The organism is Brachybacterium hainanense (assembly GCF_042434575.1).
In the GTDB taxonomy this organism is placed as follows: domain Bacteria; phylum Actinomycetota; class Actinomycetes; order Actinomycetales; family Dermabacteraceae; genus Brachybacterium; species Brachybacterium hainanense.
This window is the reverse complement of record NZ_JBHLSV010000021.1, coordinates 63,460-75,371: the sequence shown is the minus strand read 5'-3', so window position 1 is coordinate 75,371 and position 11,912 is coordinate 63,460. Positions and strand designations below refer to the sequence as shown.

Sequence of the window (11,912 nt, the reverse complement as noted above, 5' to 3'; positions counted from 1 at the left end):
CGCCGGCACTCCCCCGCCGGGCATGCCGCGGACCGGGCCTCCGCCCGCGGCCAGCCCGTGGGGGAGCACGCAGCCCGCACGCCCCGTGAACCCCATCGTCCCTCCCGCCCCTGCTCCTCGCCCCGGCCCGCAGCCAGGGCCGGCACCCTCGCAGACCCCTGCAGCGTCGCAGAATCCCGCACCCCCGCGGGACCGCGGCCCGCAGCACGCCGCCCCTGCGGGACCCGCCCCGCAGCCGGGGTCCGGCATCGCCGCCGCTGCACCGCCCGCGCCCGTCATCGGTGACGAGTCCCCCACCCAGGAGCGGCGGATCGACGCGATCCACCGTCCCTGATCGCCGCTACGATCGAGCCATGCGTGCCGTCCTCCAGCGAGTCAGCCATGCCCGGGTCGAGGTCGAGGGGCAGGAGGCGGGCCGGATCGACGAGGGCCTCCTCGCGCTGGTCGGCATCACCCATGACGACGGTCCCGAGCAGGTCGCGACCATCGCCCGCAAGATCTGCGAGCTGAGGATCCTCGAGGGCGAGCGCTCGGTCCTCGACGCCGGCGCAGGGGTCCTGGTCGTCTCGCAGTTCACGCTCTACGCCGATGTCCGCAAAGGGCGGCGTCCCTCCTGGAGCGGTGCCGCCCCCGGCCCCGTCGCCGAGCCGCTCATCCAGCAGCTGATCGCCGCGATCCGTGAGCGCGGCGTACCTGTCGAGGAGGGCCGGTTCGGCGCCCATATGCAGGTGTCCCTGACGAACGACGGCCCCGTGACCATCCTCCTGGAGGCGTGAGCGCCGGCGCCCGCCGCGGAACCTGAGGATCCCGGCCGCCGAGAGACCGGGAACCTGCCGTCTCCCGGCGGCGGGATCCGGGATCTGCTCCGAGCGATGTCGCTCCGACGACAGCGGATTCCCGCGCTCCCGGACCGAGGTGCGCGGTCCGGGAGCGCCCCGTACCCTGGGGGACATGACCTACACACTCGTGCTGCTCCGCCATGGCGAGAGCGACTGGAACGCGAAGAACCTGTTCACCGGCTGGGTGGACGTGCAGCTCACGGACAAGGGCCGCGAGGAGGCCGCCGCCGGCGGCGCGCTGCTCAAGGAGGCCGGGATCCTTCCCGACGTCGTGCACACCTCGCTGCAGCGCCGCGCCATCACCACGGCGAACCTGGCGCTGGACGCCGCGGACCGGCACTGGATCCCCGTGCACCGCGACTGGCGGCTGAACGAGCGCCACTACGGGGCCCTGCAGGGCATGAACAAGGCGGAGATCCGCGAGAAGTACGGCGAGGAGCAGTTCATGGCCTGGCGCCGCTCCTACGACACCCCGCCGCCGGAGATCGAGTTCGGCACCGAGTTCAGCCAGGACCAGGACCCCCGCTACGCCGACCTGGGCGATGCCCTGCCGAAGTCGGAGTGCCTCAAGGACGTCGTCGAGCGCTTCCTCCCCTACTGGGAGGAGGGCATCAAGCCCGACCTCGCCAGCGGGAAGACGGTCCTCATCGCCGCGCACGGCAACTCCTTGCGCGCGCTGGTGAAGTACCTCGACGGCATCTCCGACGAGGAGATCTCGGGGCTGAACATCCCCACCGGTCAGCCGCTCGTCTACGAGCTCGACGAGGACTTCCGGCCGGTCGAGAAGGGCGGCCGCTACCTCGATCCCGTCGCCGCGAAGGCCGCCGCCGAGGCCGTCGCCAACCAGGGCAAGTGAGATCCCGCCCAGGCGTCGCACAGCAGGCGAGCCCGGGCAGGACATCGAGCGGGCCCCGTATCCACATCGCTGGACACGGGGCCCGTTCGCATGCCGTGACGGCACGCCAGAGGCTCAAGAGCTCACGCCGCCCTGCCCGAGGCCGGGGATCCGCCCTCATCGGACGCGGCGCGCGCCCCGCGTCCCGAGCGCGTCCACAGGGGCGCCAGGAGCAACGGGGTTCTCGCCCATCGGCTCCAGGCGCTGAGCGGATGACAGTGCCGGGAGAAGACGAACCGGGTCAGGGCCGACGAGGCCGGGGGTGCCATGGTCAGCGCCGCCGCCGGCGTGTGCCGAACAGGGAGCGGGTGATCTCGCGGCCCACGACGGTGCCCGCCGAACGCAGGAACGACTTCACCGCCGGATTGTCGAACAGACCCTTGTCGTCCTTCGCCGAGGAGCGCGAGGACCGCCGGGCGGGGGCGTCGCGCTCGGCGGGCTGCTCCGCCTGCGCGGGCGCGGCGGCCTCCTCCGCGGCGGCGCCGGCGGCTTCCGCGTCCCGCTTCGCGAGGATCTCGTAGGCGGACTCGCGGTCCACGACCTCGCCGTACTCCGCCATGAGCGGCGAGGCCTGCACGATCCGCGTCATCTGCTCCGCCGGGGCCGGGTCCATGGACGACTCGGGCGCGCGGATGGCGGTGACCGCGACCGGAGTGGGGGCGCCGTCCTCGCTCATGACGGTCACGATCGCCTCGCCGGTGCCGAGCGCCGGGATCATCTCGACGAGGTCGTACTCGCTGCGGGGGAAGGTCGAGGCGGTCGCCTTGAGCGCCTTGGCGTCGTCGGGGGTGTACGCGCGCAGGGCGTGCTGGATGCGGTTGCCCAGCTGGGCGAGGACGTCGCCGGGGACGTCCTTGGGGGTCTGGGTGATGAAGAAGATGCCGACGCCCTTGGAACGGATCAGCCTGACCGTCTGCACGACCTGCTCGAGGAACGCCTTCGAGGCACCGTGGAACAGCAGGTGCGCCTCGTCGAAGAAGAACACGAGCTCGGGCTTGTCGGCATCGCCGACCTCGGGGAGGTCCTGGTACAGATCCGCCAGCAGCCACATCATGAAGGTCGAGAACAGCTGCGGCCGGGTCGCGACCCCGGGCAGCTCGAGGCAGGAGATGATCCCCGTGCCGTCCGAGGCCCTGCGCAGGAGGTGCTGGGTGTCGAAGGCGGGCTCGCCGAAGAACACGTCCGCGCCGGAGGCCTCGAAGGCGGTCAGGCTGCGCAGGATGACCCCGGCGGTCGCGGCGGAGATCCCGCCGATGCCCTTGAGCTCGCCCTTGCCCTCGTCGGAGGTGAGGAACTGGATCAGGGCACGCAGGTCCTTGAGGTCCAGCAGGCCCAGCCCGTGGGAGTCGGCATAGTGGAAGATCAGCCCCAGCGAGCTCTCCTGGGTGTCGTTGAGCTCGAGGACCTTGGACAGGAGCACGGGCCCGAAGTCGCTGACCGTGGTGCGGATCGGCACCCCGGTCCCCTGCCCGCCGAGAGTGTAGAACTCGGTCGTCCCCGCCCGCGGGACCCAGTCCTGTCCGCGGGCGGCGGCGCGGGCGACGAGCTTGTCCGAGGCCCCGCCCGGGACCGCGATGCCGGACAGATCCCCCTTCATGTCCGCGACGAGGACGGGGGTCCCCGCCGCGGCGACCTGCTCGGCGATGACCTGCAGCGTCTTGGTCTTCCCGGTGCCCGTCGCCCCGGCGATGAGACCGTGGCGGTTCAGCATCGGCAAGGAGAGGTGGACGGGCGCCGCCGCGACGGGCTCCTCCCCCTCGACGAGCGCGCCCAGGTGGATGCGCGCCCCCTCGAAGGCGTACGCGCGCGTGATCGCGGCGGCGGCCTCGGACAGCTCCCCGGCGCGCGGCTCCGCGCCGGCGAGGGCCTCGGCGGATGGGGCCGCGACCGGCGCGGCCTCCGGGACGGTCTGCTCGTTCTGCGTCATCGGGTCTCCTCGCAGGAAGCCCGCCGGCGCGTGCCGGCGGCGGTGTGCGGACCCTCCGATCGTAGTCACAGGTCGCCCAGCTCACAGCCCGGGCCCTAGCATGGTGCGCATGTCGCCTTCCCCCGCCGCCCCGTCCCCCGCGCAGTCCCCCGCGCCGCGCGAGGTCCGCGCCGAGCAGGAGCTCTCCCTCGAGGAGATCCGTGCCCAGCTCGCCGCCCCTGCCCGGGACCCTCTGCTGGCACGGCTCGGGATCCGCGAGCAGGACGCCGCGGACCTCGTCCCGGTCATCGAGGCCGCGCTCGCGGACGAGGAGATCCTCGCCGAGGTCGCGCGGATCGCGAACCAGCTGGGAGCCGCGGCAGGACTGGACGTGCCGGCTCTCGATCTCGCGGCCCGCAAGGACGAGCTCGACGCGCTCGGGGCGCGCCTGGCCCCGGGAGAGGGCCTGATCCCGATCCTCGCCTTCCTCGTCTCCACCGGCACGGTGCGCCGCTGGCATGCCGCGCGCGGTCTCACGACCGAGCAGTCCTGGCTGGTCCTCGCGGATCTGGGCCAGCAGATGCGGGTGCATCGTGCGGGGACCGGGCGCCTGGGGCTGCATCAGCTGAACTGGGTCACGATGAACTGGGCGGGCCGCCTGGTGCAGCTGGGGCGTCTCCAGTTCGATCTGCACCGCGCGAGGACGGCGACCCTCGACGGCGCCGGCCGCGACGAGGAGGCCTCCGCGGTCCCGCCCCAGGAGGAGCCGCGGGAGCGCTGGGTGATCGGCACGCACATCCCCGCGACGGGGCCGCTGGACCCGGCGGCGGTCGGGGCCTCCTTCGCCGAGGCGACCGCCTACTTCACCGCGCACTACCCGGACCTGGCGGAGGGACGGGAACCCGGCGACCCCGCCTTCGGGCACGAGTTCACCTGCTGGTCGTGGCTGATCAGCGAGGAGTTCGCGGAGATCACGGGCCCCGGCTCCAACCTCGCCCGCTTCGCGGCCCGCTGGGAAGTGCTGAAGGAGATCCCGGACGACGGCGATTCCGCCCTCTTCTTCTGCTTCGGGCTGCGCCCCCCGCAGGATCTGCGGGCCCTGCCCCGGCGCACCCGCCTCGAGCGCGGCGTCGCGGACCGGCTGGCGGACGGCCGCGGCTGGACCTCAGGGCTCGGCCGCATCATCCGCTGAGCCCCCGGCGGTCCTAGATCCCGGTGCGCCCCTCGTCGTAGAGGGCGAGCACCCGGTCGAAGGCGGCGGCGAGATCGTCGCCGCGGGACATGGAGATCGCGAAGGCGCTGCGGGTCAGGGCGAAGCAGATCTGCACCGCGATCACGGCACGGGAGGCCGCGTCCTCGCCGTCCAGCACATCGGTGATGGCACGCACCATCTCCGTCTGCACGGTCAGGAGGTTCCCGGTGGACAGCGAGTGCAGGCGCGGCTCGCGCCGCATGATCTCCTTCTTGAGGTCGCGGAGGTCCGGCTCGCTCGGGATCGCCTCGAGGTGGGCGCGCAGCACGGTCCGCAGCGCCTCTCCGACGGGCCGCAGGGCGAGCTCCTCGCGCAGGTGCGCCACGAGCTCGTCGCTCTCCCCCGCCAGCAGGCCGACGATCGCCGCGTCCTTGGTGACCCAGTAGTTGAAGAAGGTGCGCGTGGAGACCCCGGCCTGCCGGGCGATCATCTCGACCGTCACCTGGGCGTAGCCGTGCTCGGCGACGAGCTCGAGGGCGGCGCGGTGCATCGCGATGCGGGCCTGCCGCTTCTTCTGCGCACGCAGCCCGGCGGGGAGCCGGGGCGGTGACGCATCGGACCCGGCGGGGTCGGAGGTCGGTGCGGGGACGGTGCTCTGCTGGGCGCCGGCCTCGGAGGGAGGCTCGGACGCATTCGCCTCGGGGGTGTCTCGGACATCGGTCACGACCCCCATCGTAGTCCTCCATCTCACAGAATCTGCATGCTGTGCAATAGTGCAGTCGATGCAACATCGGGCGTAGCATGATCGGGTCGGAGCGCACGACGGCACGTGCCCGTCCCGTCCCTCGCGCCCCATCGCCCCACGCATTCCAGAGGAGCTCGATGAGCACCAGCTCGCACCCGTCCCAGAACCCATCCGCCCCCGAGCGGCCGCAGGCCTCCCCCGGCGAGTTCACCGGCCTCGACCGCCAGGGCAAGCTCGTCTTCGTCGGCCTCATGCTCGGCATGTTCGTCGCCTCGCTCTCGCAGACGATCGTCGGCCCCGCCATGCCCCGCATCGTCGCCGAGCTCGGCGGCGTCGAGCACTACAGCTGGATCGCGACCGCGGCCATGCTGGTCTCCGCCGTCGCGGTGCCGATCGTCGGCAAGCTCTCCGACCTCTACGGCCGGCGCTGGTTCTACCTCGGCGGCCTGGCGGTCTTCATGATCGGCTCGATCCTCGCCGGCATGGCACAGGGCTTCTGGTTCCTCGTCTTCGCCCGCGCCGTGCAGGGCCTGGGCATGGGCACGCTCATGCCGCTGTCGCAGACCATCATCGGCGACATCATCCCGCCCCGTCAGCGAGGCAAGTACCAGGGCATCATGGGCGCCGTCTTCGGCGTCACCAGCGTCGCCGGCCCGCTCATCGGCGGCTCGATCACCGACCACATCGGCTGGCGCTGGCTGTTCTACATGACCCTGCCCATCGGCGTGGCCGCCTTCGTGTTCATCCTGAAGTTCCTGCACCTGAAGGCGGAGGAGCAGACCGGCACGGTCGACATCCTGGGCATGCTCACCCTGACGCCCGGCCTCGTGATCGGACTGCTCGCCACGACCTGGGGCGGCAACGACTACGCCTGGACCTCCCCGGTGATCATCGGCATGTACGCGGTCGCCGCGCTGTTCCTCATCGCCTTCGTGGTCGTGGAGACCAAGGTGCCGGAGCCGCTGCTGCCGCTGCACCTGCTGGGGCGGCCGATCGTGGCCCTGTCCGTCGCGGCCTCCTTCGCGATCGCGGTGGCCATGTTCGGCGCGATCATCTACATCCCGGTCTACGCGCAGGGCGTGATGGGCGTGTCCGCGACGAACTCCGGCGCGATCCTGATCCCGCTGTCCGTCGCGATGATCCTCACCTCGATCGCGGTGGGCCTGCTCATCACCCGGACCGGCAGGACGAAGCCGTTCCTGATCGTCGGCTGCGCCGTGATCGTGGTCGGCTACTGGCTGCTCTCCCGGATCCAGTACGGCGACAGCCAGCTGAAGCTGACCGTCACCATGATCGTGATCGGCCTGGGCATCGGCCTGTCGAACCAGGTCTACACGCTGATCGTGCAGAACGTCGTCGCCCAGCGCGAGCTCGGCGTCGCGACCGCCGCGATCCAGTTCTTCCGCAACCTGGGCTCGACCATCGGCACCGCCGTCCTCGGCACCGTCATGACCGCGCAGATGGGACCCGCCATCCAGCGGCAGCTGGAGTCCCTGCCCCCGAAGGACCTCGCCTCCCTCGCGGAGCTCTCCGGCTCCGGGACGCTGTCCGCCGGGAGCCTCGAGGCCGCCGTCCTCGACCCCGCCGCGCTCGAGGCCCTGCCCGACTTCCTGGTCGCCCCGGTCCGCATGGGTCTGGGCGAGGCGATGCACCACGTGTTCCTCACCGCGCTGCCCTTCGTGGTCCTGGCCCTGCTGCTGTCGGTGTTCATCAAGGAGGTCCCGCTGCGGACCACGCTGCACACCGCGGAGCCCGCCTCCCCGCAGGCCCAGGCCGTGCAGGAGCCGCCGACGACGACGGGCGAGCTCGCCCGGGTCGCCGCCTCCGGCGTCGCCGCGGAGCTGTCCGTGAGCGGCAGCGAGTCCGCGGAGGAGCACGACGCATCCCGCGCGCATCGGGCCGACACCGGGAGCGTGCCCTCCCAGCGCTGACACGCCCGCCCGCGGCGCTCCGCAGAGCCCGCACCGATCGGAGGATCCCTCCTGTTCCAGCCTCCGGAGCAGGAGGGATCCTCCGTCCGCGCCGGCGGCTCGCCCCGGAGAGGGGATCGCTCCCGGCGCGGGCCGCTGGCGGGCGTGGCACGATGGGTCGGTGCCTCTCGCCGACCATTTCCCCCCGATGATGCCTGCGGACCTCGCCGGCCGCCTCACCACGCGGATCCCCCTCGAGACCGATGTCGAGCCGCTCGCGGACCTGATCACCGCCGACATCCGGCGCCGCGACCCCGAGGGCTCTGCGGACATCCCCGGGCTCCGCTCCCGGCTGGTGGGGCTGAAGTCCTGGTCCCGGCGGCAGGTCGTGGTCGTCCCGGCGAGACCCGACGGCCGAGCCACGATCGACCGAGCCCCCATCGCCTGGGTCGGCGTCGAGGACCGCGCCGCCGGGCGCAGCAACGTCCAGCTCGTGATCGCCGCCGGTGCCCCGCACCGCGATCAGCTCGCCGGGGCGCTCCTGGACTGGGTGCACGAGGTGGGAGGCTCCTTCGCACGGCATCGCGGGCTCGAGGAGACGCTGCTGTCCGCCGACGCCCATGAGGCCGATCGCGACAAGGCCCGGATCCTCGCAGCGGGCGGCTACACGATGGTGCGCACCTGGCTGCACATGCGCCGCCCCGTCCAGCCCTCCGAGTCGAGCGGCCTGCCCGCTCCCCGGGAGGGCGTGCGCGTGCGGCGCGTGCATCGCCATCCCTCGGGCCTGCCGGTCGCGCAGGACGTCCGCACCGTGCACCGCATGCTCGAGGAGTCCTTCGCCGACCACTTCAGCTCGTATCGGGAGTCCTTCGCCGAGTTCGTGCAGCGCCTCATCGAGGATCCGGGCGAGGCCGCCTGGGACCACTGGTGGATCGCGGAGGTCGACCGCGACGGACGCTGGCTCCCCGCCGGCGGGCTGGTCGCCGCCGTCGTCCCCGCGCGCGGCGACCGGGGCGAGGGCACCTATCTCGAGTACCTGGGCGTGCACCGCTCGGCCCGCGGCCGCGGGATCGCGAAGGCGCTGCTGAACGCGGCGATCGCCGATGCCGCCGAGCGCGGACGCACGCACGTCGACCTCGAGGTCGACGCCGACTCCCCCACCCGCGCCGACGGCCTGTACGCGTCGCTCGGCTGGGAGACCTTCGAGCGCACCCGGTCCTGGCATGCCACGGCCCGCGCCCACCCCTCGAGGCTGCTCGAGCCGCCGACGCGCTGAGCCCCGGTCACAGCCCGCGCAGCAGGGACAGCGAGTTCACCGCTCCGCGGACGGTGGTCGAGGCGAAGCGGGCGTGGCCGGGCAGGTAGCGGTCGTCGGACCATTCGATGGGCCGCCCGTCCATCGTGAAGGCGCGCCGCTGCATGCGCAGCAGGGGCGCCCCCGGGGCGACGTCCAGGAGCCGGGCGTCCTCGGCGTCGGCCGCGACGGCGTCGAGGGAGCGGGTCGCGTGGTGGATGTCGACGCCGCTGCCCAGCAGACGCTCGAAGATCGATCCGGAGTCCGGGTCGAAGGTCAGCACGTGCTGGCCGACCTCGAGGGGATAGGTGAGACGCTCGAGCATGATCGGCACGTCGTCGGCGAGGCGCAGCCGCAGCAGGGACACGACCGGCTCGCCGTCGGCCAGCTCGAGGGCATCGGCCTCGGCCCGCTGCGCCGGGCGGCGCATCATCCGCTGCGTGCGCTGACCAGGGCGGACGCCCATCTCGCGGCACCATTGCGTGAAGGACAGGGCGACGTCGAAGGGCTGGACGGGGACGGTCTCGAGCACGACCGACCGCCGCCCGCGGCCGGAGGAGATGAGCCCCTCGTCGCGCAGCCGTCCGAGCGCCTGGCGCACCGGGCCGCGGGAGGTGCGGAAACGGGCGCACAGCTCCGCCTCGGACGGGATCGCCTCGCCGATGGCGATCTGCCCGGCGGCGATCTCGCGACGGAGGGCGGTGAGGATCGCCTCGTAGCCCTGCGGGGCGTGGTCGGTGGTCATGGCCCCAGACACTACCGGCGGCGGAGGCTCCCGGACGCCGCCTCGACGCCGCCTCCCGGGACCTGCGGGACAGATCCGTGACGGCCCGATGAACATCTCCGAACACCTGCCTTACTTGTCTATACATCTAGGGATCCGGGAGGCCCGGAGCACGCATGATCGCTGCATGAGCACACAGGCCGACCTGATCGTCATCGGCAGCGGGATCCTCGGACTCGCCACCGCCCACCGCGCCCACCGCGCGGGTCTCCGCGTCCACGTGATCGACGAGTCGGAGCGTCCCGTCTCCTCGAGCATCCAGAACTTCGGGCACGCCTGCTTCACCGGGCAGGCGGACGCCTTCCAGGACCTCGCCGACGTCTCCCGCGCGGGCTGGCTGCAGGCGAGCGAGGACTCGGGCCTGTGGGCCGCGGAGTCCGGCACCCTCGTCCCCGCGCAGACCGCGGCGGAGATGCGGGTCCTCGAGGAGCTCTCCGCCCATCGGGGCGCCGAGCAGGTGCGCCTGCTGAGCACCGGCGAGATCCGCGCCCGTCTGTCGAACCCGTACCTCGACACGGTCGGCGGCGCCCTGCTGCCGCGGGACATGCGGGTGGATCCGCGGGAGGCCGCCCCGCGGCTGGCGTGCTGGCTCGAGAGCCGGGGCGTCGTCTTCCATCGCGGCGAGCGGGTGCTGCGCACCTCCGGCGGCCTGGTCGAGACCAGCCGCGCACGTCACCGCGCGGAGCGGGTCGTGGCCTGCCCCGGGCTGGGCCTGCCGCACCTGTTCCCCGAGGTCGCGCAGCGGATCGCGATGACGCAGTGCACCCTGTCGATGCTGCTCGTGGAGCGCCCCTCCCACCTGTCCCGGGAGCTCGCGATGCTCAGCGGCACCTCGCTCGCCCGCTACGACGGATTCACCGCGATGCCGGGAGCGGCGGCGCTGCGCGAGGAGCTCGCCCGCCGCGAGCCCGAGCTCGTGGCCTGCACCGCGAACCTCATGGCGACCGCGACCGCGCAGGGGCTGCTGATCGGCGACTCCCACGCCTACGACGCCTCGCCGGAGCCGTTCCTCCACGAGGAGGTCTCCGCGCTGCTGCTGGACCGCGCCTCGCGTCTGCTGGGCCTGCGCTCCCCGCGGATCCTGCAGCGCTGGCAGGGCCGCTACGCCGACGCCCCCGGCATGAGCCTCCTCATCGAACGCCCCGACGAGGCCACCACGATCGCCGTCGTCACCAGCGGGATCGGCATGACCCTGTCCTTCGGGATCGCCGAGCTGGTCCTCGCCGGCGGCGACTCCCCCGACGCGGCCGACCGCCCCCGCACCGCCGTCCCCGCCCTCGTCTCCGCCCGCTGATCCCTCCCGCCGCCCCTCGCACGAAGGACTTCCCATGCGCCTGCGCCGCACCCGGCCCGCCGTTCAGCCCGCCGACCCCCGCCCCGCCCTCCTCTCCCGGCCGATCACCCGTCGCCGCGGCATGACCTCCCTCGCCGTCCTCGGCACCGCCGTGCTCGGCTCCGGCTCCCTCGCCGCCTGCTCCTCGAAGGCCTCCGCGCGGGACGAGATCGTCTTCGCAGCGGTTCCGGCCGAGACGTCCCAGAGCCTCGCCCAGACCTTCGAGCCCGTGACCGCCCTCATCGAGCAGGCCACCGGCCGCACCGTGACCTTCCAGAACGCCGCCGACTATGCGGCGGTCATCGAGGGGCAGCGCGCCGGGAAGATCGACATCGCCTCCTACGGCCCCTTCTCCTACGTGATCGCGAAGGACAGCGGGATCGCGCTCGAGGCGGTCGTCGCCCCGGTCGACGAGGAGGGCGCCTCGCCCGCCTACACCTCCCTGTGCTACGCGGCGCCCGACTCCGGGATCGCCTCGCTCGCGGACCTGCGCGGCAAGCGCGTCGCCTTCGTCGACAAGGCCTCCACCTCCGGGTACCTGGTCCCGCTCGAAGGCCTCATGAGCACGGGCCTCGACGTCGACGCGGACCTCACCGAGGTCCTCGCGGGCGGCCACGACGCCTCGCTGCTGGCTCTCGCCTCCGGTGACGTCGATGCCGCCTTCGCCCACGACGCGATGCTCACGACGCTCATCGGCACCGGGCAGGTCCCCGAGGGCGCGCTGATCCCGGTCTGGGAGTCCTCCCCGATCCCCGAGGACCCGATCGCGCTGAACACGACCACCCTGGACGCCGAGACCGTGGAGAAGATCCGCTCGGCGCTGCAGACCTCCGCCAACAAGCCCGCCCTCGTCGAGCAGGGGATCTGCGCCTCCGCCCAGGAGTGCGTGCTGCCCGAGGAGACGGAATGGGGCTACGCCGCCGTCACCGACGCCGACTACGAGCCGATCCGCCACCTGTGCGAGGTCACGCAGGCCGATGCCTGCGCGGCCGTGGCCTGAGAGGAGCAGCCACG

At 72.8% G+C, this 11,912-nt stretch carries 10 protein-coding genes; 7 read left to right on the top strand and 3 right to left on the bottom strand.

Going from position 1 to position 11,912, the window contains the following annotated elements; translation table 11 throughout:
- The first annotated feature begins 353 nt into the window (after positions 1–353).
- Both dtd and ACFFF6_RS15180 read left to right on the top strand, forming a co-directional pair.
- Complete coding sequence (gene dtd, locus ACFFF6_RS15185; RefSeq protein ID WP_376982225.1) at positions 354–776, top strand: D-aminoacyl-tRNA deacylase; 423 nt, start codon at positions 354–356, stop codon at positions 774–776.
- Positions 777–951: 175 nt separating this feature from the next.
- Complete coding sequence (locus tag ACFFF6_RS15180; protein ID WP_376982223.1) at positions 952–1,695, top strand: phosphoglyceromutase; 744 nt, start codon at positions 952–954, stop codon at positions 1,693–1,695.
- Positions 1,696–2,005: 310 nt separating this feature from the next.
- On the opposite strand, the gene ACFFF6_RS15175 is transcribed toward ACFFF6_RS15180, so the two are convergent.
- Entirely contained in the window at positions 2,006–3,661 is a 1,656-nt protein-coding gene (locus tag ACFFF6_RS15175) for a helicase HerA-like domain-containing protein (RefSeq protein WP_376982221.1), read from the bottom strand.
- A 109-nt stretch (positions 3,662–3,770) separates the two neighbouring features.
- Here ACFFF6_RS15175 and ACFFF6_RS15170 point away from each other — a divergent pair, with 109 nt between their 5' ends.
- Positions 3,771–4,832, top strand: a complete 1,062-nt coding sequence (locus ACFFF6_RS15170; RefSeq protein WP_376982220.1) for an acyltransferase domain-containing protein — start codon at positions 3,771–3,773, stop codon at positions 4,830–4,832.
- Between the two features lie 13 nt (positions 4,833–4,845).
- Here the strand turns inward: ACFFF6_RS15170 and ACFFF6_RS15165 are convergent, their stop codons facing one another.
- Positions 4,846–5,556, bottom strand: coding sequence for a TetR/AcrR family transcriptional regulator (locus ACFFF6_RS15165; RefSeq protein WP_376982219.1), 711 nt, complete (start codon positions 5,554–5,556; stop codon positions 4,846–4,848).
- 158 nt (positions 5,557–5,714) lie between these two features.
- On the opposite strand from ACFFF6_RS15165, the gene ACFFF6_RS15160 reads away from it, so the two are divergent.
- Positions 5,715–7,508 carry an MDR family MFS transporter gene (locus ACFFF6_RS15160; protein ID WP_376982217.1) on the top strand — a complete coding sequence of 598 codons (1,794 nt, stop codon included), beginning with the start codon at positions 5,715–5,717 and terminating at the stop codon, positions 7,506–7,508.
- A gap of 187 nt (positions 7,509–7,695) precedes the next feature.
- Positions 7,696–8,763, top strand: coding sequence for a GNAT family N-acetyltransferase (locus ACFFF6_RS15155; RefSeq protein ID WP_376982215.1), 1,068 nt, complete (start codon positions 7,696–7,698; stop codon positions 8,761–8,763).
- Positions 8,764–8,770: 7 nt separating this feature from the next.
- Here the strand turns inward: ACFFF6_RS15155 and ACFFF6_RS15150 are convergent, their stop codons facing one another.
- The gene (locus tag ACFFF6_RS15150; protein WP_376982213.1) at positions 8,771–9,526 is read right to left on the bottom strand and encodes a GntR family transcriptional regulator; all 756 of its coding nucleotides are present in this window, start codon (positions 9,524–9,526) and stop codon (positions 8,771–8,773) included.
- 166 nt (positions 9,527–9,692) lie between these two features.
- Here ACFFF6_RS15150 and ACFFF6_RS15145 point away from each other — a divergent pair, with 166 nt between their 5' ends.
- Both ACFFF6_RS15145 and ACFFF6_RS15140 read left to right on the top strand, forming a co-directional pair.
- Positions 9,693–10,859, top strand: a complete 1,167-nt coding sequence (locus ACFFF6_RS15145; RefSeq protein ID WP_376982211.1) for a TIGR03364 family FAD-dependent oxidoreductase — start codon at positions 9,693–9,695, stop codon at positions 10,857–10,859.
- A gap of 34 nt (positions 10,860–10,893) precedes the next feature.
- Positions 10,894–11,898: a phosphate/phosphite/phosphonate ABC transporter substrate-binding protein gene (locus ACFFF6_RS15140; RefSeq protein WP_376982209.1), complete on the top strand. Its 1,005-nt coding sequence runs from the start codon at positions 10,894–10,896 to the stop codon at positions 11,896–11,898.
- The last annotated feature ends 14 nt before the right edge of the window (positions 11,899–11,912 follow it).